The organism is Halorubrum rutilum, assembly GCF_042665015.1.
In the GTDB taxonomy this organism is placed as follows: Archaea; Halobacteriota; Halobacteria; order Halobacteriales; family Haloferacaceae; genus Halorubrum; species Halorubrum rutilum.
In genome coordinates, this window is the sequence record NZ_JBHTBL010000002.1 from 199,419 (window position 1) to 224,815 (window position 25,397).

The following is a 25,397-nucleotide window of genomic DNA, read 5'->3' on the forward strand; positions in this document are numbered from 1 at the left end:
GTGACCGTCCCAAAGCTTCTCGTGAGTTGATCCCGTCGGTAGGGCTGATGACGGAAACCAACTACAACTACGTAGACGGCGAGTGGGTCGCCGCCGGCACCGGAGAGACTTTTGCCGTACACAATCCCGCCGACCGATCGGATGTCGTCGGCGAGTTTCAGAAGGCGGGGACTGCCGACGCCGAAGCGGCCGTTGAAGCCGCTGACGAGGCCAGCCAGATGTGGGCCGACACGCCCGGCCCCGAGCGGGGCCGTATACTGCGAGCAGCCGGACAAAACCTCGCGGACCGCAAGGGCGAGCTCACCGAAACGCTCGTCCGCGAAGAGGGGAAAGCCCGGCCTGAGGCGGCCGGCGAGGTCCAGCGTGCAATCGATATCTTCGGCTACTACGCCGCGAAGGCGAGCGATGTTGGAGGAACAGTAAAGGCCTCGAGCAGCGACAACACGCGTCTGTACACGGTGAATGAACCGGTGGGTGTTGCGGGTCTCATCACACCGTGGAACTACCCGATTGCCATCCCAGCCTGGAAGATCGCACCGGCGCTCGCAACCGGTAATACGATTGTGTTCAAGCCGGCCTCCCAAGCCCCCGGCGTCTCGCGGAAGCTCGTCGAGTGTCTGGATGAGGCCGGGCTGCCCGACGGTGTTCTTAATTACGTCACCGGTCCCGGAAGCGAGGTCGGGGAAACCTTCTCAACACACGAGGCTGTTGACGCCGTCTCGTTCACCGGCAGTTCGGCGGTCGGCGACACTGTCGGCCGGCAAGCCAACGAGACCGGCAAGCGGGTCCAGCTGGAGATGGGCGGCAAAAACCCCACTATCGTGATGCCCAGCGCCGACGTCGACGAGGCCGTCGACATCGTGGTAAGCGGTGCGTTTGGTGTCACCGGACAGGCCTGTACGGCGACCTCACGAGCCATCGTCCACGAGGACGTCTACGATGAGTTTGTCGAGGGTGCCGTCGCGGCGGCCGAGGCCGTCGAAGTTGGCCCGGGCTTAGACGGGGCTGAAATGGGACCGCAGGTCAGCGAAAGCGAACTCGACAGTACCTTAGAGTACGTTGATATCGGCGTTAACGAGGGAGCAACACTCGAAACTGGCGGCGACGAGATCGACGCCGGCGACGGCTTCTTTGTCGAACCTGCGGTGTTCTCCCACGTTGACCCGACTATGCGGATCGCTCAGGAAGAGATCTTTGGGCCGGTATTAGCCGTCATTCCGGTCAGTGGGTACGAGGAGGCCGTTGAGGTCGCCAACGGTGTTCGCTATGGGCTTTCAGCCAGCATCGTCACACAGGATCTCTCCGAGGCAAACCGGTTCGTCGAGGATTCTGAGTCGGGCGTCGTGAAAGTCAATGAAAAGACCACTGGACTCGAGCTGCACGTCCCCTTCGGTGGGATGAAAGATTCCTCCAGCGAGACGTATCGCGAACAAGGCGACGCCGGGATCGACTTCTACACCATCTCAAAAACTGTCTACATGAACTATTGACGCGATAATCGGGTAGCGATCCCCGCGCACCACCCTCCCACCTAGTGTGACTGACCGTACCCCATTCTGTAACCGGCAGTGTAGACGGGCTACCGGTACTTACGTCGATGTACTCCGGTTACGTCGAGGCTAAAATAGGGTCGTGTTCGAAGAGGCCACGGCCGCATTTTCGGAGTTATGCAATCGATCGGAGCGCCTCAGTACAGGCGCCTATCGGGTGATATCCCGGCTCTACAGCAATACCTTCCGTTGTCGGGACCGGCTCGTTCGTCTCGGTGACCTTCGTGTACCAGTTTCCGAACTCCGAATTCGTCATATGTGTAGTAGCATACTGCCAGAAAGTGTCATACCAGTCCAGATACTGGGAATCGCCCGTCCGTTCGTAGAGTGCGGCTGCCGCGCCGATTGCCTCTGCCACTTCCCACGAGTACTTTTCCGTGACGACGGGCGCCCCCTCACGATCGAACGAATAATAGAAGCCACCACGGTCAGAGTCCCACCCGTAGTCGATGCTGAGCCGGAAAAGCTCCTCTGCGCGGCGAATCAGCCAGTCCGCTTCGCTATGTCGAGAAAGGATAGCCAACAGCTTCGCCCATTCGATCTGGTGTCCCGGTTGGTATCCCCATGGCCTGAACGTGTCGTTTGGGGTCTCCCTGTTGTACATGAAGTCGTGCTCCCAAGTTGGAGCGTAGTGCTCCCAGATTAGCCCGTCAGTTTTCTGTGTGAGCGCGACGGTCAGCGCCTCCGCGATCGTCAGCGCATCGTCGAGATACTGATCGTCGTGAGTCGCTTCGTACACCGCTATCAGCGCCTCACACATGTGCATATTGGCATTCTGTCCCCGGTAGGCTTCTGGTCGTGTCCACGTCGAATCGTATTCACTTTTGCACAGACCATGTTCGTCTTCCCAGAACCGTTCCATAACAAAATCGGTCGTTTCTACGAGCGGAATATCCCATGATACAATGTCAGCTTCTTTCGCACGGGCAAGCGCAAGCAATACGAACGCATGACCGTAACAAACCCGTTTGGAATCAATTGGCTCACGCCCTTCCACGATCCAGTGAAAACCACCCTGTGTCTCATCATGGTGGTAATCAAGGAGGAAATCCAATCCGTGTTCACAGGCCGACTGACACCAGTTTCGATCCAGTACGCGGTGGCCAATTGAGTAGTTTGTGATGAACCGACAAGTAGCAACGAGGTGTTTGGACCGCTTCTCATAGATGTCGCCTGTCTCCTCATCGAACTGTGCAATGTATCCACCGTGAGCCGTGTCGATACAGTCTGGATGATAGAACTCAAGAATCCGCTGAATGTGTGATTGTAACCAGTCTGAATCGCGCCACATACCCATGGAGGCATAGTCATTCTGGATTCAGAAAACTACTCTGGTTATTAATACGGGAAAGAGATCGTCCATATCTGTCGGAATTCGTCCGGTACGCCTCAACAAAAATACAGATTAACGGTCGGTATCCTTCGTTCTTGGGTCGCGTTAAGTGGTAGTGTTCAGATAAGACTGAAAGGTGAGGCGGTGAGGTTTCTGAATGCTCTATGCCCGAAAACGACCGCCTCAGCGGTAGTATCGACCAGATCAAATTAGGTTTTGTGGAACGAAAAGCGACACTGAGGTTGCTGATGAGGCTCGGTATTCATCTCCATCTCGCTTTCCTATCACTTTCAAATACAGTCTCTATCTTTGGTGTATCTGGTGTCGAACGTGCTCGATCAACCGTTCAATTGTGAACCGTAGGATGAACCCGGTCAACGCTAAACACCTCAATAAACGAAACAGTATTCGAAATCGATAGTCCAGCTAAATGGAGCTGAATATTGAGCTTCACCAACAGCTTCGGTGTTGCTTCTCGCTCCACGAACTCTAAGTTAATCTCATCCAAACGGCCGCTCAGGCGGTCGTTTTCGGGGATAGATCACTTCGAAGACGCACCGCCTTACGTTTCAATCAGTATCTGAACACTGCTGTACGCCGCAGTCGATTCTGAAACGAACAGAATCCTTCATTCACGGCTGTTTCCGACGTATACGTTCCGATCGCACGTGAATTTTTCACTGAATTAGCTGAGACACACGATGTCGAAGGTGCCCTGTTTCTCGTCGACGACGCAAACGATCCGATCGGTGGTCTCGGCCGCGAAACCCACAGCTACCGCGTTCGACAACACGGCTTTAGAAACTCAGTCGAATGTATATTTAGAGAGGTAGAACGTAGAACACCTTCGTTTTCAAACCGTTTCACCCGTGTCGATCCGTCGATCGCGGAAACGGGGTTACAAGCCTACGCCGTCTGGTGGAATCATGCTTGAGTTAACACGACGGCCGGCCCCTCGCGTCGCGGTCGGCTTCCGGCTCCCCGGCCGCGACGTCGACGACCCCGATACCCTTTACCCGCTCCCGGCGCATAGCCGAGGCGTGAGTCAGTTTGACCGCAGCGCCGGGACGGACGCGGGCGGCGACCGGGAGGCCGACGGCGACGGGTCGGTCGCGACCGGGGAGCCGGAGGCCGACCGCGACGGCCCGGCGACCCCCCGCACCGAGACGCGCGTGCTCCCCGCCGAGGTGTTCGCGACGCTCGGCGACGACACCCGCGTCGCGATCCTCCGCGCCCTCCTAGAGTGCGGCGCCGACGAGGCGCCCGTGAGCTTCACCGACCTGTTCGAGCGCGTCGACGTCGACGACAGCGCGAACTTCAGCTACCACCTCCGGCAGCTCACCGGCCACTTCGTCAGGCGGAGCGACGCGGGGTACGAGTTCCGCTCGCCCGGCCGGAAGGTCGTCAGCGCCATCTTCACCGGGAGCCTCACCGAGCGCGCGCAGCTCGGCTTCTTCCCCGCGGACGGCGCCTGTTACGACTGCGGCGGCGCCCTCCACGGCTGGTACGTCGACGACGAGCTCACCGTGGGCTGTGCCGACTGCGGGACCGTGCAGGTGAGCTACCCGTTCCCCTCCGGCGGGCTCGACGACCGGACCACCGACGAGCTGCTGCAGGCGTTCCACCACTACGTCCGCCACCACTACTGCCTGGCCGCCGACGGGGTCTGTCCCGAGTGCACCGGCTCGATCGACACGACGCTCGTCCGCGACCCGGACGACGAGGACCTCGACGTCGCCGTCGAACACGTCTGTCGGCGGTGCAGCTACCGGCTGCGGTCGACGGTCGGCGTCACGCTCCTCGACCACGCCGAGACGCTCGTCTTCCACTCGGACCGCGGCGTCGACCTGAACACCGCCCCGTTCTGGCAGTTCGACTGGTGCGTGAGCGACCGGCTGACGGAAGTCGTCTCCGAGGACCCGCTCCGCGTCCGGGTGACGCTCCCCTGCGCGGGCGACGAGCTCCGCGTCCTGCTCGACGAGACCTGCGCCGTGATCGAGACGACGCTCGTCGAGTGAGGCGAGCGTCGATCGGCCGCGGACGCGACCCAATTAAAAACGCGTTCCCACCGCTAGCGAGGGGGAACGCCCGCCGCGTTCGGCGAGCCCACAGTGGAATACCGGGGGCAGAATGCGTGAAGCGTTACTCGAAGAGGTCGACGGCCTGCTCGTAGCGGGCGGACGGCTCGGTCCAGTCGACGACTTCGAAGAAGTTGTCGACGAACTCGCCGCGGGCGGGGCCGTAGTCGTGGTAGTAGGAGTGCTCCCAGACGTCCAGCGCGAGGATGGGGTGACCGCCCCAGATCGCGCCCTGGTCGTGCTTGTCGACCACGACGTTGCGGAGCTGGTTCGAGAACGTGTCGTACACCAGGAGCGCCCAGCCGGACGCGTTGCCGGCGGCGGCCTCGAACTCGCCCTTCCAGGCCTCGTAGGAGCCGAAGTCCTCCTCGATCCGGTCAGCCAAGTCACCGGAGGGTTCGTCGCCGCCCTCGGGGGACATGTTCTGCCAGAACAGGTCGTGGAGGATGTGACCCGACGAGTTGTGGGTCACGTTCCGGATGGCGCCCGCAGACGAAGAGAAGTCGTGAGACTCACGGTTCTCTTCGAGCGTCTCTTCGGCCGAGTTCCAGCCGTTAACGTACCCCTGATGGTGGGTGTCGTGATGCCATTCGAGCACCTGCTCGGAGATGTGCGGTTCCAGCGCGTCGTACTCGTACGGTAGCGGATCGAGTTCGTAGCTCATGTCGACGACCAGTGATACGCCGGCCGGACACATGAACGTTCTCTGTAGCGCGTTTTAGTAAGGAAATACACTATTCTACTACCCGATCTCGAGGCTCTGGAACCGGCTCAATTCGATTTTAGATTTTTTCTCATCAGGAGTGTATACTTCTCGACTACCGCCGACGAGACGCTTATCAGTCCCGGACCAATCAGATAGCATATGAAGACCGACGCGACGACCGACGGCGGCGACGGTGTCCTCCCGGGCGAGCGAGTTCGCCACGGGACGGGGGTAAATTCGAACCGCGCGTTCCCGACCGAGGGCCACCCGGCGAACCTCGACCCGTTCGTGCTGTTCGAGCGGTTCTACATCGACCCGGACGACGGGTTCCCGATGCACCCGCACAAGGGGTTCGAGATCGTCTCGTACATGATCGAGGGCGGCATGGACCACGCCGACTCGCTCGGCGTCGAGCACACCGCCCGCGAGGACGAGGCGATGCGGATCACGACCGGGAAGGGTATCCGTCACTCCGAGTTCCCCGCCGACGGCGAGGCCTGCAACGGCCTCCAGCTGTGGGTGAACCTCCCGCGCGAGGGGAAGGAGGTCGACCCCGACTACGTCGACGCGAGCGCCGCGGAGCTCCCCACGCGGCAGACGGACGGCGCGACAGTCACGACCGTCGTCGGCGAGGGGTCGCCGATCGAGCTCCGCACCCCGATGGAATATCTCGACGTCCGCGTCGACGACGCGTGGACGTGGACGGTGCCGGACGGGTGGAGCGGCTTCCTCTACGGCGTCGCGGGGAGCGGCTCCGTCGAGGGCGACGCGTTCGGGGAGGGCGACGTCTTCACGACCCGCGAGGGCGGCGAGTTCGCGGTCGCGGCCGACGGCGACCTCCGGCTCGTCGCCGTCGCGGGCCGGCCGCACGGCGAGCCGATCCGGCAGCAGGGACCGTTCGTCCTGTAGGCGACCGCCTATCGAGGGACGATCCCACTCGCGCTCGGCGCCCTACGCGCGCTCGGCGACGACCGTCTCGCCCGCGCGGACGGCGTCGCCCTCGCGCACGAGGAGGTCATCCTCGTCGACGTCGGCGGGGAGGACCACGTCGGCGCGGGAGCCGAACGAGACGTGGCCGACGCGCTCGCCGCGGTCGACGGCGTCGCCGGCCGCCACGGCGGGGTGGATCCGGCGGGCGAACCAGCCGGCGATGACCAGGAGCTCGTACTCGCCGAAGTCGATCGCGACCTGCTCGTTGCGGTCGGACTCCTTGCTGAACGCGGGCCGGTTCGCGCCGGGGCGGTGCCGCACCTCGCGGACCTCGCCCGCGATCGGCGCGCGGTTCACGTGCACGTCGGTGACGTTCATGAACACGCCGACCCGCAAGCGGCTCCCCTCCTCGCGCACGACCGAGACGGTGCCGTCGGCGGGCGCGACGACGATCCCGTCGGCGTCCGGCGGCTCCCGGTCGGGGTCGCGGTGGAACCAGAGGACGCCGAGAGCGAGCGCGAGCAGGCCGGCGCCGACCGGCGGGACGAGGGGCAGCGTCGCGGCGCCGAGGAGGGCCGGGACGAGCGCGAGCCGCCACGCCTCGTCGACGACGGGGAACGGGAGGAGACGCGCGAGCGGCGGGCTCCGGGCCATCGTCAGGCCTCCACCGGCTCACGGAGGTCCGGTCGGAGCGCGGTGCGGCCGGCGGCCCACGCGGCGAGCAGGTGCGTGAGGTGGATCCGGTCGTCGAGGCCGTCGACCAGGTCGAGGTCGGCCTCGCCGGCGAGGACGTGGAGCCGCGCGAGGTCGTCGCCGCCGTACTCGGAGCCGGCGCGGGCGACCCGCAGGACCTCCCGGAGGAGCTCCTCTCCGTCGTAGCCGCCGTCGTCGAGGAGGTCGTCGAGCGTCGACCGCGCGTCCTTCAGGTCGCCGGCGCGGGCGTCGGCGAGCGCCCCGCGGATCGCGTCGTCGTCACCGACCTCGCCGAGCGTCTCGTAGGCGGTCGACATCGTGACCTCGCCGCCCTCGACCGCGGTCGCCTGCGCCGAGAGGATCGCCTCGCGGAGGTCGCCGCCGGCCGCGCTGGCGACGAACTCCAGCCCGTCGCCGTCGTAGTCGACGCCCTCGCGGTCGCAGATCGCCTTCAGGACGTCGATCGTCTCGTCGGTCGTGGGCGCGCGCATCCGGACCGGGAAGCAGCGCGACCGGATCGGCGCGATGAGCTTCGACGGCTGGCGGGTGGCGATCACGAACTGCGTGGTCCGGTGGTGCTTCTCCATCACGCGCCGGAGCGCCTGCTGGAAGTCCTCGCGGATCGACTCGGCGTTGTCTAGGAGGACCGTCTTGTACTCGCCCGACATCGGCGCGTACGACGCCGACTCCTTCAGTACGCGGTTGATCATGTCGCGCTTCGCCATCCGGCTCCGCCCCTGCAGGAACCCCTCGAACCGGGGGTCGGTCCGGATCTCCTTCTTCGTCCGGCCGAAGAAGTCGGCGACGTTGATCTCGATCAGGTCGCTCTCGGGGCTCTCGTGGGCGGCTCGGGTCAGCGCCCGGGTCGCCGCCGTCTTCCCGACCCCCGGCGGCCCCTGCACGACGAGGTTCATCGGCTCGTCGACCGCGCGCTCCAGCCGCTCGCGGGCCTCGTCCTGTCGGATCTCGTCGAGCGCGGGAGCGTGCGCGTCGATCCACAGCGGTCCGTCCATGCCGTGTGGCTCCGGGCCGGGCGCTCAAGAATCGGTCGGTCCGCCGCCCCCTCGCGACGGTCCCCCTCCACAACTGCCCCCTCCGCAACTGTCCCCTGCGACCGCCCCCTCCGCAACTGTCCCCGTCGGCCGAGTCTCGGTCCCGGGCGCTCGAGGGTATTTTGTTACGATCGACCCCGTATTGATCGTTCAGAAGTCGGTTACCGACGGGGATCCGATCCCCCGGGCTCACCGGCTGTTCCCTCCGTATAGCGCGTCTAATCCCCTATTTTGTGACTCCTGTTTTTTAATAGGATTTCGAGTAAATGAACATCAATCGTTAAGTATGGCGCATCCGAACCCGTGGACACATGTCACGTGACAACAGCGCCGACTCGGAGGACCGACTCACCCGCCGCCACTACGTGGCCGGCGCGGGCACCCTCGCGACCGTGGGGATCGCCGGCTGTTCCGGCGGTGGCGGCGACGGTGGTGACGGGAGCGACGGGAGCGATGGAAGCGACGGGAGCGACGGCGGCTCCGGCGGTTCCGGCGACCCGGTCGAAGTGCTCCACGGCTGGACCGGCGGCGACGGCGCCGCGGCGGCCGAGGCGCTCGAAGAGGCGTTCAACGAGGCCCACCCCGACGTCGGACTCAACATGAGCCCGATCGGCGGCGGCGGCAACCAGAACCTCGACGCCGTCGTCGCGAACCGGCTCCAGAGCGACGATCCGCCGGGATCGTTCGCCAACTGGCCCGGCCCGAACCTCGAACGGTACCAGGGCGTCCTCGGCAGCGTCGACGACGTCTGGGAGGAGAACAACTACGAGGAGGTGATGGTCGACGAGGCGATCGAGCTCCACCAGCAGGACGGCAGCTACCGCGCCGTGCCGCTCGGCTCTCACCGACTGAACTGCCTCTTCTACAACGTCTCCGTCGTCGAGGACGCCGGGATCGACGTCGACTCGCTGGACAGCCCCTCGGCGCTCATCGGCGCCTTCGAGACGGTCGCGAGCGAGACCGACGCGATCCCGATGACCCACGCGATGTCCGGGACGTGGACGACGACGCAGCTGTGGGGCGCCGTGATGCTCGGCGAGAACGGCTATCAGCCGTACATGGACTTCCTCAACGGTGAGGGCTCCGAGAGCGCCGTCCGCGCGGCCTTCGAGCGGACCGCGGAGATGCTGGAGAACCACATCAGCGACGACGCGTCCTCGATCGGGCTGACCGAATCGAACCAGAACATCATCAACGGTAACGCCGCCTTCATCCACCAGGGGAACTGGGCGGCGGGCGCGTTCCGGAACGCAGAGGACTTCGAGTACGAGGACGACTGGGGATTCAAGACGTTCCCCGGCACGGAGGGCATGTACACGCTCCACTTCGACTCGTTCCTCTACCCGGCGAACAACCCGACGCCCGAGGCCTCGAAGACCTGGGAGGCGTTCGTCGGCAGCCCGGAGGCCCAGATCGCGTTCAACCAGTTCAAGGGGTCGATCCCGACCCGGACCGACGTGAGCATGGACGAGTTCGGGCCGTACCTCCAGGAGACGGCCGAGGACTTCGCGAACGCGGAGTACCGGCCGCCGAACCTCCAGCACGGCCTGGGCGTCCCCTCCGAGACGATGACCGCGCTCAACGAGGTCATCTCCTCGGAGTTCACCGGCCCGTACAACGTCGACGCGGCGACGCAGGGCTTCCTGGACGCGGTGTCGAACTGAACTCCACGCGATGCTCGATTTTTACCGTCGATTGTACCGGACGATCAGGCCCTCCTCGGGGGACGACGAGGCGCGCCCGAACGACGACGAGATCCGCACGGACGATAACGAGGCCCGCACGGACGACGGCGGGGTCCGCGCCGACGGCGGCGTCGTGAGCGACGCCCCCGGGGCCGGGTCGACCGCGGAGCCGGACCGGGACCTGACCGCCCGTCTCAAGGCGAGCCTGGACCGGCGCTTCGGGAGCGACTTCATCGAGTCGTCCGTCTTCTGGCTCCCGCCGTTCCTGCTGATGGGGCTGTTCGTCTACGGTGCGGTCATCTGGAACCTCCTCATCTCGCTGACCGACTACGAGCGCTTCGCGAACGCGCCCGACTACTCGGACCTCGACTTCGAGATGTACACCCGGGCGCTCGCCGACTCCGGGTTCGTCGACGCCGCGGTCAACACGCTCGTCCTGCTGGTCCTGTTCACTGCGGGGACGCTCGCGGTCGGCCTCGTGCTGGCCATCCTGATCGACAGGGGGATCCGGTTCGAGAACACGTTCCGGACGATCTACCTCCTTCCGATGAGCCTCTCGTTCGTCGTGACGGCCCAGTTCTGGCTGTGGATCTACAACTACAACAACGGGATCGCGAACAGCGTCGTCGGGACGTTCGGGATCGGCCCGATAAGCTGGCTCGGGAACCAGGACGTCGTCCTCTACGCGGTCATCTTCGCGCTGATGTGGCAGTTCTCGGGGTACGCGATGGTCGTGTACCTCGCCGGGCTGCGCGCGATTCCGACCGAACACTACGAGGCGGCCAAGGTCGACGGCGCCTCGACCCTCAAGATGTACTGGCGCGTGATTATCCCCCAGCTGAAGGGCGCGACCATCAGCGCCGCCGTCGTGCTGATGGTGTTCGGGATGAAGGCCTTCGACTTCCTCTACTCGCTGGTCGGGGGGTACCGGCCGCCGAACGGCGCCGACATCCTCGCGACGAAGATGGTGCGCGAGGCGTACGCGAACCTCAACTGGGCGTACGGGTCGGCGATCGCCATCGTGCTGTTCGCGATGGCGCTCAGCGTCATCGGGCCCTACCTCGTCTACGAGTACCGGAGGGATAACCTATGAGCGACGCGGAACCGCGGACCGACGGCGGCGCGACGCCGACGGCGGCGGCGCGGCTGCGCCGGACCCTCGACCGGACGACGGTCGGGGACGTCGGCCTGTACGTCGTCTTAACCTTCGCGGCGGCGTTCTACCTCGTTCCCATCGAGTCCGGGCTGGTGACGTCGTTCAAGACCGGGACCGCGATCATCGAGACGGCGCCGTTCGCCCCCCCGGGACCGTCCGGGTTCACCTTCGAGAAGTGGCGGACGGCGTTCGACGCCCTGCTGCGCGGGATGGGGAACAGCCTGCTGTACGCCGTGCCCGCGACGGTGATCTCGGCGTTCGTCGGGAGCATTACCGCGTACGGACTGACCATTCCGACCTGGAAGAAGTCGTACAAGGCGCTGGTGCTCATGCTCATCATCGCCGGGATCTTCATCCCGTATCAGGCCGTGCTGGTCCCGCTGACACAGTTCTGGTCGCAGTGGGCACAGCTCACGGAGCTGCTGTCGTTCGTCTGGGCGCTCGGCGTCCCGAACGACTACGTCGGTATCATCGAACTGGTGATCACCCACGTCGCCTACGGGATCCCCATCTGTACGCTCCTCTTCCGGACGTACTACAAGACGATGAGCGACGAGATGATCGAGTCGGCCCGCCTCGACGGGGCGACGCTCCGCCGGGTGTACCGGCGGATCGTCCTCCCGCTGTCGGGACCGATGTTCGCCGTCGTCCTCATCTATCAGTTCACCCAGATCTGGAACGACCTCCTCTTCACGCTGGTGCTCGTCTCGACGGAGTCGAGCCCCGCGGCGCCCGTCGTGCTGATCCTCGCCGGGCTCGGCACCTCGCTGGAGGGGCAGGACTTCGCGCTCCGGATGGCCGGGGCGTTCTTCGCGGCGCTGCCGACGCTGGCGGTGTACATCTTCTTCGGCGAGGAGTTCGCCGAGGGGGTGGCGGCGTGACCCGCACGCCGACCTCGTCCGGCGGCGAGGACCGACCGGGAGACGACGCGGCGCGGCGCGCGACCGACCACTCGACACCGATCACAACTCACAGATATGGCAACGCTTGAACTCGACTCGATAACGAAGACGTTCCAGGACGGCGACGAGGAGATCGTCGCGGTCGACGACGTGTCGCTGTCGATCGACGACGGCGAGTTCCTCGTCGTCGTCGGTCCGTCCGGCTGCGGCAAGTCCACGACCCTCCGGATGGTCGCCGGCTTGGAGACGATCACCGCCGGCACGCTCCGGATCGACGACCGCGTCGTCAACGACGTGAAATCCCAGGACAGGGACATCGCGATGGTGTTCCAGTCGTACGCGCTCTACCCGCACATGAGCGTCCGAGAGAACATGTCGTTCGGCCTGGAGGAGTCGACGGACCTCCCCGACGACGAGATCGATCGGATGGTCTCGGAGACCGGCGAGATGCTCGGCATCTCGCCCCTGCTCGACCGGAAGCCGAGCGACCTCTCCGGGGGCCAACAGCAGCGCGTCGCCCTCGGCCGCGCCATCGTCCGCGACCCCGAGGTGTTCCTGATGGACGAGCCGCTCAGCAACCTCGACGCGAAGCTCCGCGCGGAGATGCGCACGGAGCTCCAGCGGCTCCAGAACGACCTCGGCGTGACGACGGTGTACGTCACCCACGACCAGACCGAGGCGATGACGATGGGCGACCGGATCGCCATCCTCGACGGGGGCGAGCTCCAGCAGATCGCGACGCCGCTGGAGTGTTACCACGAGCCGGCCAACCGGTTCGTCGCGAGCTTCCTCGGCGAGCCGTCGATGAACTTCTTCGACGTGACGCTGGAGGGCGACCGCCTCGTCGGCGAGGCCTTCGAGTACCCGATCGCCGACGGCGTCCGGGCGGACCTCGGCGGCGCGACCGACCTCGTCCTCGGGATCCGCCCCGAGGCCGTCGAGCTCGTCGACGAGGGCGGCGACCACGCGTTCGAGACGACCGTCGACGTCGTCGAGCCGATGGGCGACGAGAACACGGTGTACCTCCACTTCGATCCGGACGCGGACCCCGAGACCGCCGCGACGCTCGTCGCGACGATCGACGGGTTCAACCGGGTCAGCGAGGGGGACACGGTGACCGCGCGGATCCCGGAGGACGCGATCCACCTCTTCGACCGGGGCACGGGCGAGGCGCTTCACAACCGCTCGATGGAGGACGCGGCCGAGCAGATCGACATCTGACGCGCCGCGCGTCGCCGCCGTCGTCTCCCGATTTCGCCTCGCTCCTTCCAGCGCTTACCAGTACTTCGTCCGGTCGACGCCGTCCGCGAGCAGCGCCGCGGCGGCGACGTGGGCGTAGGCGCCCCAGCCGAGCGCGAGGAGCGCGGCGACGCTCCGCGTGGCGGTCGCCGCGAGTGCGGTCCACGCGACGACGACGAGGACGGTCGCGCCCACCCACGCGAGGAAGTACGAGCTGGAGGCGGTCCCGCGGATCGCCTCACGTCTGAGCCCGGCGCGGAGCCCGTCGCGCACGCTCGCGGCCGCCGCCGAGGGGAGGAGGTACGCGCAGACGACCGTGACGAGCAGCGCGACGGTCGCGAGCGTCGCGAGCCCGACCCCGCTCAGCGCGCTCGGGACCGTGCCGGCCGCGACGACGTAACTGACGGCGGCGACGGTGACGGCCGCCGGCGCGAGGTAGACGGCGACGACGCCGAGCAGCCGCCCGGCGAGCCGGGCCGTGGCGACCGTCGCGACGGGGCGGAACCCCTCGCCCGCGAGCACGCCGCCGACGAGACCGAGGAACGCGACCAGCGGGCCGACGGCGAGCAGGAGCGGCGCCAGGAGCGCCCAGTCGGGCCAGAGCCGCGCCGCCGCCCGGAGCAGCGCGCCGCCGAGCAGCAGCGCCGCGAGGCACTTCGCGGTGCCGTCCAGCCGCGCCCGGTCCGCGAACGGGTACCGGAGGGCGTCGAGGAACATCACCCGCCCTCCGGCGGCTCGCGCATGGGCGTCGGTCGCGCCCGCGGCGGGCGGCGTCCGTCGGTCACTCTCGGACCCGCTCGACCTCGCGCCGGATCCCCTCGCGGACCCGGTCGGCGACGTCGCCGTCGCCGGACCGGTCGACGGTCTCGGCGTCCTCGGTCTCCAGCAGGCGGTCGAGCTTCCGCTCGAACTCCCGCTCGTCGATCTCGCCGCGCGCGTAACGCTCTCGGAGGGCGTCGAGCGCCGGGTCGGCGTCGCGCCCCTCGTCCCCGTCGCCCCGGTCGGGGAGCGGTCGCGTCAGCGTGTGGAGCACGGGGAGGGCGACGAACAGCCCGAGGAACCAGACCAGCGGGAGGGTCCACCAGAGCCCGGTGGCGAGCGGGGCGGCGACGCCGCCGCCCACGACGAGGAGCGCGAACACGCGCCGCCAGCAGTGGCGGAGGTTCCACGCGATCCGTGCGGGGAGCCCGGTCATGCTCGGGCCGACGACTGCGAGGGTGAAATCGGTTTCGTCGCGGGGCGGCGCCGCCCCGCGGACCGTCGCTAGTCCGGGGACCGTCGCCCGCTCGGCGCCTCACCCGCGGTCGACGACGATCCGGTCGCCCGGCTCGACGCCGTGGCGCTCGCTCCACCCTCGCGGCACTTCGAGGACGTACCGCCCGGTGCCGCGGTACCGGGTGTAGGGGGGCGCCTCCGGCGCCGCCTCGTGAATCGTCGTGACCGTCCCGTTCGGGGCGACGAAGACGATGTCGAGCGGGAACGCCATCTCCCGCATCACGTAGGCGCGCTCGGCGGCGTCGCCGTGGACGAACAGCATCCCCTCGCCCTCGCCGAGCTCGTCGGTCGCGGAGAGCCCGACGTACCGCTTCACGAACCCGTCGGCGACGCGGGCCTCGACGGTCGCGAGCGTCTCCCCGGTCTCGCCGTCGACGGCCTCGACGGTCGCCGTCTCGTAGCCGGTGATCAGGAGGGCCGGGTTCGCCGCGGCGACGCCGAGCGCGACGAGGGCGATCAGCGCGAGGCCGGCGGCGATCCCGACGAGGCGACGGTTCACGGTCGATCGTCGCGGCGGAGAAAGAAACCGTTTTCCGCTCCGGGCGGGTTGAAACCTCTGAGGGCTCGTGGTCTAGCTGGTTATGACGCGGCCTTTACAAGGCTGAGATCGGCGGTTCGAACCCGCCCGAGCCCACTTGTCGGCGCCGCGAACACATCGTGAGCGGCGCCGCCGTGACTGTTCGAGGGCGCGGTTCGAACCCTATCAGTCGCGCGCAGCGAACGGAGTGAGCGAGCACGTCTGATTTCGGTTCGAACCCGCTCGTTCCGCCACCCCCCTCACCGTCGCGCCCGGCCGTCCCGACTCAGACGCCGAGCGCGTCCGCCAGCTCGTGGATCGACTCGACCGTGCGGTCCGGCTCCCCGTCGAACGGCTCCCACGGGGTCCCCTTCCGGTCGAGTCGCACCGCCTGCATCCCGGCGTGGGCGGCGCCCATCACGTCGAACCAGCCGGCGGTGACGTGGACGACCTCGTCGATCGGCGTCCCGGTCCGGGCGGCGCCGTGGCGGTACAGCCCCGCGGCCGGCTTGAACGTCTCCACCTCGTCGGCGCTGATGGCGTCCGCGACGAGGTCCTCGATCCCGGCGTGCTCGACCATCGAGTCGAGCATCTCGGGGTTCCCGTTCGAGAGCACGTACGTCTCGTAGCCGCCCTCGCGAAGGCGCTCGATCCCCGACCGGACGTCGTCGAACACCTCCAGCTCGTGGTACACCGCGAGGATCTCGTCGCGCTCGGCCGCCGGGAGGTCGACGCCGTGCGCTTCGAGGGCGTACGTCAGCGCGTCCCGGTTCATCTCGTAGAACGGCTGGTAGGCGTCGATCGCGTTCGCGACGAACGTGTACGCCAGCGACCGCGACCGCCAGAGCCGCGACACCGGCTCGGGGTCGGGAACGCGGTCGGCCAGCGCGGCCTCGGCCGCCTCGACGTCGACGAGCGTGCTGTACGAGTCGAACGTCACCGTCCGGACGCGGTCGGGGTCGAAGGACATTCGCGTGGCCCTTCGACCGCCCGCGTCATTACTCCCGGTGGTCGCCGCCGTCCGGCGGTGGGCTCCGGGTCGGTCGGATCCTCACGAATCTTTATGAACGGTGGGACTCTCGGTCCGGCAACGCGTCGCGTATGAACCCGTCAGACGACACTATCCGCGTCCTCCTCGCCGCGGCCCCCGCCGATAGCGGCGCCTCGTCGACGCCCGCGGCCCGGTCGCTCGAACGGCGGGACGACCGCCTCGCGGTCGAGACGGTCCGGGACCGGGACGACGCGGCGGCGCTGTCCGGGACCGACCGGTTCGACTGCGTCGTCGCCGAGTCGGGCTTCGCCGACGGCGACGGCCTCGGGTTCCTCGTCGACGGCGCCGACGGGTGCGGCGCCCCGCGCCTCCTCGCGATCGACGCGGTCCGCGTCGCGGACCCGTCGGCGGTCCTCGGGGAGGCGCTCGCGGCGGGCGTCACCGACGTCGTCCGCTGCTTCGAGGGCGACCCGGCGGCCCGGCTGGTCGCGCACCGGATCGGGAACGCGGTGGCGTCGGACCGCGCCGTGGCCGAGGCGGACCGCCAGCGCGAGCGCCTCGACCGGTTCGTGAGCGGCGTGTCCCACGACCTCCGCAACCCGCTCAACGTCGCGCAGGGGCGGCTGGCGATGGCACGCGACGACCCCGAGGGCGACCACCTCGACACCGCGGCGACCGCGGTGGACCGCACCCTCGAACTGATCGCGGACCTGCTCGCGCTCGCGAGACAGGGGGAGGCCCCGCGCGAGCTGGAGTCGGTCGGGCTCCGCGAGACCGTCGAGGCGTGCTGGACCACCGTCGCCACCGGTGACGCGACGCTCGTCGTCGAGGGCGACGCCCGCGTGCGCGCCGACCCGAGCCGGCTGAAACAGCTCCTGGAGAACCTCATCGGCAACGCGGTCGCGCACGGCGGCGACGGCGTCACCGTCACGGTGGGGACGATCCAGCCGATGTACACCTCGACGCGCGCCGAGGCGCTCCCGGCCGGGTTCTACGTGGCCGACGACGGCTCGGGGATCCCCGAGACGGAGCGGGACCGCGTCTTCGAGGTCGGCTACACGACCGACACCGGGGGCACCGGCTTCGGGCTCAACATCGTCCGCGAGGTCGCCGCCGCCCACGGCTGGGACGTCGGCGTCACCGAGAGCGCCGACGGCGGCGCCCGGTTCGAGGTCACCGGCGTCGACGTCGACGACTGACCGAGTCGCGGCGAACGCGCTCCGGCGCGTTCCCGGTCGAAAAATCCGAAACACGCGGCGCTCGCGGCGCGCGGGCCGACCGCCCTCACGGCGCTCGCATTCCGATCGCGATCGGCGGCGCGTCCGGTTCCTCGGTCGCGTCCCCCGGCGGGACCCGGGTGCGCGTCCCGATCGGCGATTCCTCGGTCGTCGCGGAGTCGTCGTTCGACATCGCGGTCGGTGTCGGCTCGCACGCGCTTATGAACGTTCCGTGTTAACAGTCCTAATCGGCTTCCAGACGGGGAAGTGTAATAGGGGATCGAAAGCCGACCCGGTCCGGGAGAGGGGGTTCCCGACGGCCCGTACCGAGATCCGTGGATAAACTATTTACCCGAAGCCCGATATCCCCGTAACAAGCTCGATTGCAGTAGAACAAAACTAATTGTACTCATGTCACGAGAAACGGTAGTCCTCGTCGGGCGGAGTGAGGTCCGATCGGTCGCGGAGCGGCACGCCGACCGATTGCGGAGCGCCGGCATCGCCGACGCGGTCACGACCGCGACGTACGAGACGGAGCCGGAGGCGGAGCTCAGGGGGCCGCTCTCGGCCGTCACCGGGGACCGAACGTACGCGGTGCCGCTGTGTTTCGCGCACACGCACGAGACGCTGAAGGGCGTCCCGAGGGCGCTCGCTCGGCTCTCGGGCGACGTGCACTACTGCGATCCGATCGGGAAGAGCCCGGCCGTGACGGACGCGATCCGGGACCGGGCGAGGGCGGCGAGCGACGCCGACGCGCTCCTGCTCGTCGCCTTCGGCAACAGCCGCGGCGACCACGCGCGGACGTCGGCGAGCTTCCACGCGGCCCGCCTGCGGGACGAGTTCGACGAGGTCCGCGCGGCGTTCCTCCTCCAGAGCCCGGCGGTCGAGTGCGCGCGGTACACGCTGCGGGCCGACCGCGCGGTCGCGTGTCCCCTGTTCGTCGCCGACTGCGAGGCGACCCGGGACCGGATCCCGGAGCGGCTCGAACTGGGCCGCGGGGGGATCGACTACGCCGAGCCGTTCGGGGCGGACGAGGCCGTCACCGACGCGATCGCCGTCGCGGTCGAGCGCGCCCGCGCCAACGCGGGTGTCTCGGCCCCGAGCCCCGACCTCGTCGCCGACGCCGAGCCCGTCGCCACCGACGGCAGCGGGCGCGACTGACGCGTCGCGTCGGCCCGGCGCCGCGTTCGCTGCGATCGGCGTCGACCCCGCTACCGCCGAACGACCAGCACCGACAGGTCGGAGAACGGCGAGTCGTCGGGGCCGTCGCCGTCGGCGTGCGCGGCGAGTTCACCGAGCGTCGTCCGGGTGATCCGCTCGTCGTCGCGGGTGAGCCGCTCGCAGACGAGCGCCTCGGCGCCGGGGTCGCCGCCGTGTTCGAGCAGGTCGGCGGCGACGTCCCCCGGCATCCAGTCGAAGGGACGGGGCAACACGAGGAGGTGACGCTCCCCGACCGCGTCTCGGAGCCGGTCCAGGCCCTCGGTGAGGTCACCGCTCTTGTGGAGCGTGACGAAGGCCGCGTCCTCCATCGGCGTGCGCGCCCGGCTGGCCGCCACCTGTATCGATGAGACCCCCGGGACGACGCGGAGGTCGACCCCGCCGTCCGCCGCCCCGTCGACCGCGCGCTCGACCTTCCCGACGAACTGGTAGCCGGAGTGGTTCGGATCGCCCATCAGGACCGCGACCCCGCGCTCCCCGCCGGCGACCCGGTCGGCGAACGCCGCCAGCGCGCCCGCCTCGTCCCGGTACCCGCACGTCAGGCAGTCGGCGTCCGTTCGGTCGCGGACGAGGTCGACGACCGTCTCGAAGCCGACGACGACGTCCGCCTCCCGGAGGGCGCGCTCGGCCCGCGGCACCAGGTACTCGGGGTTGCCGGGCCCGACGCCGACGGCGTGGACGGTCGCCTCCGACTCGGCCGTCCGGTCGGCCTCCGGACCGTCCGCGGCGTACGCCGCCGGGTCCGGACCCGAGTCGAGGTCGTACTCGTCCGTCACGGCTCCGCCCCGCGGAGCGCGTCGAGCGTCGTCTCGCCGTTGCGGACGTCGCTGGCGGCGTGGACGAGCTCGTTGGTCAGGCCGGCCGCCAGCCCGGAGCCGCCGCGCCGACCGACGTTCGTCACCGCCGGGACGCCGTGCGCGGCGGCGACCTCGCGCACCCGCTCCCGGCTCTCGGCCGCCTTCACGAACCCGACCGGCGTCGCGACGACGACCGCCGGCCGCGTCCCCTGTTCGATGCAGTCGGCGAGCGCGAGCGCGGCCGTCGGCGCGTTGCCGACGACGGCGATCGCGCCGTCGTAGACGCCGCGCTCGTCGAGTTCGAGCACGCTCGCCGCGGTGCGGGTCATCCCGGTCTCGGCGGCGAGCTCCGCGCCGTTGCCGATCGCCTTCCTGACCTCGCAGTCGTGGCCGCGGCCCGTCACCCCGGACTTCACCATCGTGATGTCGGTCACGATCGGGCGCTCGTCGAGCACGGCTTCCGCCCCGGCCGAGACCGGGTCGTTTGCGAACCGCATCAGGTGCGCGAACTCGGGGTCGCCGGTGGCGTGGACGGCCTTCGCGCGCAGCCGGTCGGTCGGCGTCTCCTGGTCGACGAGCTCGTGGACGCGGTCCATGCTCGTCTCGGCGATCTCCATCGCGTCCGCGGTCGTCGCGCCGAGGTCGGCGTACGCCTCCGTCCCATCAGTCGTCATCGCCGGGCACCTCCGTCGGCCCCCCGGCGGCGCGTTCCTCGATGTCGCCGTCGACGTCGAGGTTGCGGTCCCGGAGCGCCCTGACGACCTCCTCGTCCGCGTCCCAGAGGCCGCGGTCGACCGCCTCCAGCAGCGTGTCCGTGATCGATTCGAGCGCCCACGGGTTGACGTCGCGCATCCAGTCGGCCCGGTCGTCGTCGAGCGCGTACTTCTCGGCGACGTCCCGCCAGAGGCGGTCGGAGACGACGCCGGTCGTCGCGTCCCAGCCGAGCGCCACGTCGACCGTCTTCGAGAGGTCGCCGGCGCCCTTGTAGCCGTGCTCCGCCATCGAGTCGAGCCAGTCGGGGTTGAGCACGCGCGCCCGCATCGCCTTCCGGACCTTCTCCTCGTTCGTGTACACGTCGACGTTGTCGGGGTCCGAGGAGTCGCCGACGTACGACGCCGGCTCCGCGCCCGAGACCTCGGTGACGGCGGTGATGAACCCGCCGTGGAACGCGTACCAGTCGGAGGAGTCGAACTCGTCCTGCTCCATCGTGTCCTCGATCTTCACCGTCGCCTCGACGTTCCCGAGCCGGCGCTCGAACGCGTCGTGCGCCGCCGAGGCGGTGCCGCGGGAGCCGAGCGCGTAGCCGCCCCACTGGACGTACACCTCGGCCAGGTCCGCGGCGTCCTCCCAGTTCCCCTCGTCGACCGCCTTGTTCGTCCCCGCGCCGTAGCCGCCGGGGCGCGTCGTGAACACGCGATGCTTCGCGGCCGCCTCGGGGTCCTCGTGGCCGTCGTCGGCCAGCGCCGCGGCCTCCTCCTCGACGTGCTTCTTCACGTAGTTCATCTCGTGGGGCTCGTCGAGGGCGACCACGGCGTCGACCGCGTCGTGGATCACGCTCGCGGCCTGCGGGAACGCGTCCCGGAACAGCCCGGAGACGCGGGTCGTGGCGTCGACGCGAGGGCGGTCCAGCTCGTCGAGCGGGATCGGCTCCACGTCGTCGATCCGTCCCGCGTCGGTCCACACCGGCCGCACGCCCATCGTCGCGAGCACCTGCGCGATCGTCTCGCCCCGGGTCCGGACGGTCGGCGTCCCCCAGGCGACGACGCCGATCTCCTCGGGGTACTCCCCCTGCTCGTCGCGGTGGCGCGCGAGCGTGTCGGCCGCGATCTCGCTCCCGACCTCCCACGCGGCCTTGGCGGGCACCTTCCGCGGGTCGAGGGTGTAGAAGTTCCGCCCGGTCGGGAGCAGGTCGACGCCCCCGCGGGTGGGCGCGCCGGAGCCGCCCGGCGGGACGTACTCCCCGGCCAGCGCGTCGGCCGTGCGCGGGATCTCCGCCTCTGCGCCGCGGACGCGGGGGGCCGCCTCCTCGGAAATAAACCGCAGCGCGTCCCGGAGGTCGTCGTGGGCGCCCCCGCGGACCCGGGCGTCGCCGAGCGGGTCGACGTCGACGACGAGCAGGTTGATCGTCGTCTCGTCCCCCGGTCCGGCGTCGGACTCCGACTCGGGCACGTCGAAGCCGTGGGCGGCCAGCGTCCGGACGAGCTCCCTGCTCGTCTCGTACACCTCGTCGGCGGCCTCGCCGTAGGTCATCCCCAGCGTCTCGTCGTACTCGCCCGGCGCGTCGAGCATCCGGTCGTAGTCGACCCCGAGCACCCCGGCGACCGACTCGCGCAGGCTCGGCCCGCCCGGGTTCTCCAGCCGCGTGAGCGCGACGAGGTACTCCACGAGCCGGTCGTCGACCGGCGGCTCGCCCATCGTGTGGAGCCCCAGTCGGATCTGGGTGTTCTTCACGTCGGTGAGGTAGGCGTGGATCCGCTCGACGAGCTCGTCGGTCGAGAGCTCGTCGCCGTCGACCGCGCCCTCGGCGAGCGTCGTCCCGGCCGCGTCGGGGCCGCGGACGTCGGCCTTCTCGTCCACCTCGCCGCCGATCCCGAGCTCGACGGCGAGGTCGAGCTCGTCGACCGCCTCCCGGACGAGCTCGCCGAGCCGCGCGCCCTCGTCGGTGCGGACCTCGGTGCCGCCGGCCTCGCGGTATCGCCGCGCGAGGTCCTCCAGCTCGGCCAGCTCGTCGTAGGCCCCGGCGCGGCGCATCACCGGCGTGAGGTAGTCGACGACCGCGGCGTACGACCGCCGCTTCGCCTGCGTCCCCTCGCCGGGGTTGTTGACGATGTAGGGGTAGACGTTCGGGAGGTCGTCGATCAGGCCGTCCGGCGCCGAGCCGGAGCCGAGCCCGACCGTCTTGCCCGGCAGCCACTCCAGCGAGCCGTGGGTGCCGAGGTGGACGACGGCGTCGGCGTCGAACGCGTTCCGGAGCCACCCGTAGAAGGCGACGTAGTCGTGCGGCGGCCAGAGGTCGGAGTCGTGGTACACCTTCTCCGGGTCCATCCCGAACCCGCGCGGGGGTTGGACGGTGACGAGGACGTTGCCGAACTCGACGCCCGGGATCGCGAACGGCCGGTCCGGCGGCTCGCCCCACTCGTCGAGAACGCCCTCGCGGAACCGGTCGCTCGCTCCGTCGAACCACTCGGCGTACCGCGCCGGCGACACGGTGTCGACGCTGCGGTCGCGCACGTCGCCCGGGGCGACCCACCGGTCGTCGAGCGTGAGCTGGCTCGTGAGCGCGTCGATGAGCTCCTCGCCGTCGGCGACGGGGGCGGAGCCGGTCGGGCCGGATCCCGCGCCGCCGGAGCCCGCGTTGCCGCCCCCCGCGGCGCCACAGGTCCCCGAACCGAGGTCGTAGCCGCGCGCGTCGAGCTCGTCGAGCAGGTTGACCGTCGACTCGGGGGAGTCGAGGCCGAAGGCGGTCCCGATCCCGTCGTCGCTCGGCGGGTAGTTGTGGAGCACGACCGCGACCTTCTTCTCATCGTTCGGCGTGTGCCGGAGCTCGGCCCAGTTGACCGCGAGCCGCGCGGCGTGGTCGACGCGGTCCTCGATCGGGAAGTGCTGTTTCGGCGCCGAGCCGATGCCGGCGGCGTCGTCGGTGCGCTCCTTCCCCGAGATCGGGTGCGTGATCACGTTGCCGTCGAACTCGGGGAGCGCGACGGAGAGCGCGAGCTCGAACCCCATCACGCCGGTGTCGCTCGACGCGTAGCGGGACCGCGAGCGCATCGTCGTCACCGTCTGGATCACGGGGACGCCGAGCTCGTCGAGGAAGACGCCCTCCGCGTCGGCGCCCTCATCGGCGGCGTCGCGGCCGCGCTCGCTCATCGACAGCGAGAACATGAACGACGAGAGCACGGCGTCGACGACCGGCTCGCCGCGGTCGTCGGCGAAGTAGCGCTCGGCCGTCCACTCCGCGTCCTCCTGCCCCGGCTCGTCGCTGACGGGGTTACAGAAGACGGGCAGCGCGTTCGCGCCGAGCGCCTCCAGCCGCCGGACCTGCGCGTCGACGTACCGGACGTTCTCGTGGGTCCAGTGCGACTCGTAGAACCAGACGCCGACCGTCGGCGCGTCCGCGTCGAAGGTCGCGACCAGTTCCTCGTACCCCGCGCCGGGGTGATCGGGGTGGTAGACGCCCTCGGTCGGCAGCTCGATCGGGTCGTCGACGTCGCCCGCGACCGCGCCGTCGCCGTACTCCCGCGCGAGGTACCGCATCCCGTTCGCGATGTTGACCGCGCCGCCGCGGTCGAGGTACTCGGAGACCGCTTCCCGGTCGCCCGACGCGACCGAGGTGTCCTCCGACGCGAAGGCGTCGCCGGTCGCCTTCACGACGAGGGGGACGCCGGCGTCACGGAGCTCGTCGACCGCGAACTCGTACCCCGGCATGCTGTCTTTCCCCCCGTGGAGCCAGAGGACGACCGCGTCCGCGTCCCCGAGCTCGTCGACGAACGAGGCCACGTCGCGCTGCTCGCCGAGGTCGCCGTCGGACCGGACGACGAGGTCGATCTCGTCGAGGCCCTCCGCGGCCGTCTGGACCGCTCCGAGCTCGTTCTCCGTCGCCGTGTAGAGGCCGATGGTTGTCACAAGTTATTAAACCTCCTCTGTAGTAACACAAGTATGGTTGATTTGGGGACAAACAAAAAAGTTTCCACCCCCCTGCCGGCGGTCGTCGGCCAGACCGACCTCAAGCGGGTGCTCCTCGCGCTGGCGGTCGAACCGGGCCTGAGCGGCGCCCTGCTCAGGGGCGAGAAGGGGACCGCCAAGTCGACGTCGGTCAGGGCGCTCGCGGACCTCCTCCCCGAGCAGGCGGTCGTCGCCGACTGCCCGTACGGCTGTCCGCCGCCGGACGCGACCGAGGCGGCGGCGGAGACGGGAGGGGCCGCCGCGGCGGAGCGGTGCGCCGACTGCCGCGACCGCGAGGACCCCCCGGTGGCGACGAGGCCGGCCCCGCTCGTGACGCTCCCGCTCGGCGCGACCCGCGACCGCGTGGTCGGGACGCTCTCCGTCGCCGACGCGCTCGACGGCGAGGCCGAGTTCGACCCCGGGCTGCTCGCCCGCGCCAACCGCGGGATCCTCTACGTCGACGAGGTCAACCTGCTCCCGGACCACCTCGTCGACGTGCTGCTCGACGCCGCCGCGGCGGGCACGAACCGCGTCGAGCGCGACGGCGTCAGCGTCGCGCACCCCGCCGACTTCACCCTCGTCGGGACGATGAACCCCGAGGAGGGCGAGCTCCGACCACAGCTGCGCGACCGCTTCGATCTCTGCGTCGACGTCGCGAGCAGCGACGAGATCGACGAGCGCGTCGAGATCCTGGACCGCGTCGTCGACGGCGCCGACGGCGGCGACCGGGATCTCCGTGCGGAGTTCGCGTCGGAGACGGCGGCCCTCCGGGAACGGGTCCGCGACGCGCGCGACCGCCGCCCCGCGATCCCCGAGGAGTTCAAGCGCGACATCGCCGAGTGCTGCCGCGACGCGGGCGTCGACGGTCACCGCGCCGACTTCGCCGTCGCCCGGGCCGCCCGGGCGTTCGCCGCCCTCGACGGGCGCCCGAAAGTCCTCGAATCGGACGTGGCGGCCGCCGCCGAGCACGCGCTGGCGCACCGCCTGCGGTCGGCCCCCTTCGACGAGGCGACCGACCCCGAGGCGATCGTGGACGAGCACTTCGACGACGCCGCCGAGGGCGACGGCGAGCCGGGGTCCGACGGCGAGGGCCGGGAAGCCGAGGCCCCCGACGCGGACGAGAGCGACGGGGACGGGAACGCCGGGGCCGACGGGGAGGCGGACGGCGACGGGGAGGGACCCGGCGCGGGCGACGAGGGAGCGCCCGCCGACCGCGACGGGGGCGACGGGGAGCGCGACGGAGCCGACGGCGGCGGGGAGGATCGGGACCGCGACGGGGCCGACCGCGCTCCCGCCGACGGTCCCCGCGACCCCGGACCCCGGGACGGCGACGCGGGCGACGCGGACGATCCCGACCGGTCGCCGGGCGGCGCGACGGCCGCGGACAGCGACGACG

At 69.2% G+C, this 25,397-nt stretch carries 22 protein-coding genes, 1 tRNA gene and 3 pseudogenes; 13 read left to right on the top strand and 13 right to left on the bottom strand.

Annotated elements, in window-relative coordinates:
• Positions 1-47 precede the first annotated feature (47 nt).
• A complete protein-coding gene (gene xacF, locus ACFQMF_RS03820; RefSeq protein WP_256407620.1) occupies positions 48-1,490 on the top strand; it encodes a 2,5-dioxovalerate dehydrogenase in 1,443 nt (480 codons plus the stop codon).
• A gap of 175 nt (positions 1,491-1,665) precedes the next feature.
• Here xacF and ACFQMF_RS03825 read toward each other — a convergent pair whose 3' ends face one another.
• Entirely contained in the window at positions 1,666-2,847 is a 1,182-nt protein-coding gene (locus ACFQMF_RS03825; protein ID WP_256407619.1) for an AGE family epimerase/isomerase, read from the bottom strand.
• 200 nt (positions 2,848-3,047) lie between these two features.
• On the opposite strand from ACFQMF_RS03825, the pseudogene ACFQMF_RS03830 reads away from it, so the two are divergent.
• Positions 3,048-3,230: pseudogene (locus ACFQMF_RS03830) on the top strand (IS6 family transposase); the annotation flags it as partial.
• A gap of 2 nt (positions 3,231-3,232) precedes the next feature.
• Here ACFQMF_RS03830 and ACFQMF_RS03835 read toward each other — a convergent pair.
• A pseudogene (locus ACFQMF_RS03835) lies at positions 3,233-3,421 on the bottom strand (IS6 family transposase); the annotation flags it as partial.
• Between the two features lie 52 nt (positions 3,422-3,473).
• Here ACFQMF_RS03835 and ACFQMF_RS16280 point away from each other — a divergent pair.
• Together ACFQMF_RS16280 and ACFQMF_RS03840 are read left to right on the top strand one after the other, a co-directional pair.
• A pseudogene (locus tag ACFQMF_RS16280) lies at positions 3,474-3,817 on the top strand (IS6 family transposase); the annotation flags it as partial.
• 106 nt (positions 3,818-3,923) lie between these two features.
• Positions 3,924-4,901 (top strand): ArsR/SmtB family transcription factor, encoded by a 978-nt coding sequence (locus ACFQMF_RS03840; protein ID WP_256407618.1) that lies wholly within the window; start codon positions 3,924-3,926, stop codon positions 4,899-4,901.
• Positions 4,902-5,025: 124 nt separating this feature from the next.
• Here the strand turns inward: ACFQMF_RS03840 and sod are convergent, their stop codons facing one another.
• Positions 5,026-5,625 carry a superoxide dismutase gene (gene sod, locus ACFQMF_RS03845; protein WP_256407617.1) on the bottom strand — a complete coding sequence of 200 codons (600 nt, stop codon included), beginning with the start codon at positions 5,623-5,625 and terminating at the stop codon, positions 5,026-5,028.
• A 201-nt stretch (positions 5,626-5,826) separates the two neighbouring features.
• Between sod and ACFQMF_RS03850 the strand changes: the two genes are divergently transcribed.
• The gene (locus tag ACFQMF_RS03850; protein WP_256407616.1) at positions 5,827-6,576 is read left to right on the top strand and encodes a pirin family protein; all 750 of its coding nucleotides are present in this window, start codon (positions 5,827-5,829) and stop codon (positions 6,574-6,576) included.
• Positions 6,577-6,618: 42 nt separating this feature from the next.
• Here the strand turns inward: ACFQMF_RS03850 and ACFQMF_RS03855 are convergent, their stop codons facing one another.
• Positions 6,619-7,251 (bottom strand): protein sorting system archaetidylserine decarboxylase, encoded by a 633-nt coding sequence (locus ACFQMF_RS03855; protein WP_256407615.1) that lies wholly within the window; start codon positions 7,249-7,251, stop codon positions 6,619-6,621.
• Positions 7,252-7,253: 2 nt separating this feature from the next.
• The gene (locus ACFQMF_RS03860) at positions 7,254-8,303 is read right to left on the bottom strand and encodes an AAA family ATPase (protein WP_256407614.1); all 1,050 of its coding nucleotides are present in this window, start codon (positions 8,301-8,303) and stop codon (positions 7,254-7,256) included.
• A gap of 545 nt (positions 8,304-8,848) precedes the next feature.
• Here ACFQMF_RS03860 and ACFQMF_RS03865 point away from each other — a divergent pair.
• From ACFQMF_RS03865 to ACFQMF_RS03880, 4 genes are all read left to right on the top strand, one after another.
• The gene (locus tag ACFQMF_RS03865; protein WP_256407814.1) at positions 8,849-10,006 is read left to right on the top strand and encodes an ABC transporter substrate-binding protein; all 1,158 of its coding nucleotides are present in this window, start codon (positions 8,849-8,851) and stop codon (positions 10,004-10,006) included.
• Positions 10,007-10,037: 31 nt separating this feature from the next.
• Positions 10,038-11,120, top strand: coding sequence for a carbohydrate ABC transporter permease (locus ACFQMF_RS03870; RefSeq protein ID WP_256407613.1), 1,083 nt, complete (start codon positions 10,038-10,040; stop codon positions 11,118-11,120).
• Positions 11,117-12,064, top strand: a complete 948-nt coding sequence (locus ACFQMF_RS03875) for a carbohydrate ABC transporter permease (protein WP_256407612.1) — start codon at positions 11,117-11,119, stop codon at positions 12,062-12,064. Before ACFQMF_RS03870 ends, ACFQMF_RS03875 begins: the two co-directional genes overlap by 4 nt.
• 96 nt (positions 12,065-12,160) lie before the next feature.
• On the top strand, positions 12,161-13,306 hold the full coding sequence (locus ACFQMF_RS03880; protein WP_256407611.1) for an ABC transporter ATP-binding protein: 1,146 nt from the start codon (positions 12,161-12,163) through the stop codon (positions 13,304-13,306).
• Between the two features lie 54 nt (positions 13,307-13,360).
• On the opposite strand, the gene ACFQMF_RS03885 is transcribed toward ACFQMF_RS03880, so the two are convergent.
• The 3 genes from ACFQMF_RS03885 to ACFQMF_RS03895 form a co-directional block, all read right to left on the bottom strand.
• On the bottom strand, positions 13,361-14,041 hold the full coding sequence (locus ACFQMF_RS03885) for a DUF4013 domain-containing protein (protein ID WP_256407610.1): 681 nt from the start codon (positions 14,039-14,041) through the stop codon (positions 13,361-13,363).
• 64 nt (positions 14,042-14,105) lie between these two features.
• The gene (locus tag ACFQMF_RS03890) at positions 14,106-14,519 is read right to left on the bottom strand and encodes an SHOCT domain-containing protein (RefSeq protein WP_256407609.1); all 414 of its coding nucleotides are present in this window, start codon (positions 14,517-14,519) and stop codon (positions 14,106-14,108) included.
• 99 nt (positions 14,520-14,618) lie between these two features.
• On the bottom strand, positions 14,619-15,098 hold the full coding sequence (locus ACFQMF_RS03895) for a DUF192 domain-containing protein (RefSeq protein WP_256407608.1): 480 nt from the start codon (positions 15,096-15,098) through the stop codon (positions 14,619-14,621).
• Between the two features lie 61 nt (positions 15,099-15,159).
• Between ACFQMF_RS03895 and ACFQMF_RS03900 the strand changes: the two genes are divergently transcribed.
• Positions 15,160-15,233 (top strand) — tRNA-Val (locus tag ACFQMF_RS03900).
• 169 nt (positions 15,234-15,402) lie between these two features.
• Here the strand turns inward: ACFQMF_RS03900 and ACFQMF_RS03905 are convergent.
• Complete coding sequence (locus tag ACFQMF_RS03905) at positions 15,403-16,086, bottom strand: haloacid dehalogenase type II (protein WP_256407607.1); 684 nt, start codon at positions 16,084-16,086, stop codon at positions 15,403-15,405.
• Positions 16,087-16,217: 131 nt separating this feature from the next.
• Between ACFQMF_RS03905 and ACFQMF_RS03910 the strand changes: the two genes are divergently transcribed.
• Entirely contained in the window at positions 16,218-17,306 is a 1,089-nt protein-coding gene (locus ACFQMF_RS03910; protein WP_256407606.1) for a sensor histidine kinase, read from the top strand.
• 85 nt (positions 17,307-17,391) lie between these two features.
• Here the strand turns inward: ACFQMF_RS03910 and ACFQMF_RS03915 are convergent, their stop codons facing one another.
• Complete coding sequence (locus ACFQMF_RS03915; protein WP_256407605.1) at positions 17,392-17,517, bottom strand: hypothetical protein; 126 nt, start codon at positions 17,515-17,517, stop codon at positions 17,392-17,394.
• Between the two features lie 218 nt (positions 17,518-17,735).
• Between ACFQMF_RS03915 and ACFQMF_RS03920 the strand changes: the two genes are divergently transcribed.
• Complete coding sequence (locus ACFQMF_RS03920) at positions 17,736-18,485, top strand: CbiX/SirB N-terminal domain-containing protein (protein ID WP_256407604.1); 750 nt, start codon at positions 17,736-17,738, stop codon at positions 18,483-18,485.
• A 50-nt stretch (positions 18,486-18,535) separates the two neighbouring features.
• On the opposite strand, the gene ACFQMF_RS03925 is transcribed toward ACFQMF_RS03920, so the two are convergent.
• The 3 genes from ACFQMF_RS03925 to ACFQMF_RS03935 are packed head-to-tail and all read right to left on the bottom strand — an operon-like array spanning position 18,536 to position 23,962.
• Positions 18,536-19,318, bottom strand: coding sequence for a cobalt-precorrin-7 (C(5))-methyltransferase (locus ACFQMF_RS03925; RefSeq protein ID WP_256407603.1), 783 nt, complete (start codon positions 19,316-19,318; stop codon positions 18,536-18,538).
• Positions 19,315-20,013: a precorrin-8X methylmutase gene (locus ACFQMF_RS03930; RefSeq protein WP_256407602.1), complete on the bottom strand. Its 699-nt coding sequence runs from the start codon at positions 20,011-20,013 to the stop codon at positions 19,315-19,317. Before ACFQMF_RS03930 ends, ACFQMF_RS03925 begins: the two co-directional genes overlap by 4 nt.
• Entirely contained in the window at positions 20,003-23,962 is a 3,960-nt protein-coding gene (locus ACFQMF_RS03935; protein WP_256407601.1) for a cobaltochelatase subunit CobN, read from the bottom strand. Before ACFQMF_RS03935 ends, ACFQMF_RS03930 begins: the two co-directional genes overlap by 11 nt.
• A gap of 33 nt (positions 23,963-23,995) precedes the next feature.
• On the opposite strand from ACFQMF_RS03935, the gene ACFQMF_RS03940 reads away from it, so the two are divergent.
• Positions 23,996-25,397, top strand: a 1,402-nt coding sequence (locus ACFQMF_RS03940) for an ATP-binding protein (protein ID WP_379791592.1), incomplete at its 3' end; no start/stop codon positions are given.

Excerpts from the sequence above, each read along its gene's own strand:
- xacF (WP_256407620.1), top strand. The coding sequence starts at position 48 with ATGACGGAAACCAACTACAACTACGTAGACGGCGAGTGGGTCGCCGCC.
- ACFQMF_RS03825 (WP_256407619.1), bottom strand. The coding sequence starts at position 2,847 with ATGGGTATGTGGCGCGATTCAGACTGGTTACAATCACACATTCAGCGG.
- sod (WP_256407617.1), bottom strand. The coding sequence starts at position 5,625 with ATGAGCTACGAACTCGATCCGCTACCGTACGAGTACGACGCGCTGGAA.
- ACFQMF_RS03850 (WP_256407616.1), top strand. The coding sequence starts at position 5,827 with ATGAAGACCGACGCGACGACCGACGGCGGCGACGGTGTCCTCCCGGGC.
- ACFQMF_RS03855 (WP_256407615.1), bottom strand. The coding sequence starts at position 7,251 with ATGGCCCGGAGCCCGCCGCTCGCGCGTCTCCTCCCGTTCCCCGTCGTC.
- ACFQMF_RS03860 (WP_256407614.1), bottom strand. The coding sequence starts at position 8,303 with ATGGACGGACCGCTGTGGATCGACGCGCACGCTCCCGCGCTCGACGAG.
- ACFQMF_RS03875 (WP_256407612.1), top strand. The coding sequence starts at position 11,117 with ATGAGCGACGCGGAACCGCGGACCGACGGCGGCGCGACGCCGACGGCG.
- ACFQMF_RS03880 (WP_256407611.1), top strand. The coding sequence starts at position 12,161 with ATGGCAACGCTTGAACTCGACTCGATAACGAAGACGTTCCAGGACGGC.
- ACFQMF_RS03885 (WP_256407610.1), bottom strand. The coding sequence starts at position 14,041 with ATGTTCCTCGACGCCCTCCGGTACCCGTTCGCGGACCGGGCGCGGCTG.
- ACFQMF_RS03890 (WP_256407609.1), bottom strand. The coding sequence starts at position 14,519 with ATGACCGGGCTCCCCGCACGGATCGCGTGGAACCTCCGCCACTGCTGG.
- ACFQMF_RS03905 (WP_256407607.1), bottom strand. The coding sequence starts at position 16,086 with ATGTCCTTCGACCCCGACCGCGTCCGGACGGTGACGTTCGACTCGTAC.
- ACFQMF_RS03910 (WP_256407606.1), top strand. The coding sequence starts at position 16,218 with ATGAACCCGTCAGACGACACTATCCGCGTCCTCCTCGCCGCGGCCCCC.
- ACFQMF_RS03915 (WP_256407605.1), bottom strand. The coding sequence starts at position 17,517 with ATGTCGAACGACGACTCCGCGACGACCGAGGAATCGCCGATCGGGACG.
- ACFQMF_RS03920 (WP_256407604.1), top strand. The coding sequence starts at position 17,736 with ATGTCACGAGAAACGGTAGTCCTCGTCGGGCGGAGTGAGGTCCGATCG.
- ACFQMF_RS03930 (WP_256407602.1), bottom strand. The coding sequence starts at position 20,013 with ATGACGACTGATGGGACGGAGGCGTACGCCGACCTCGGCGCGACGACC.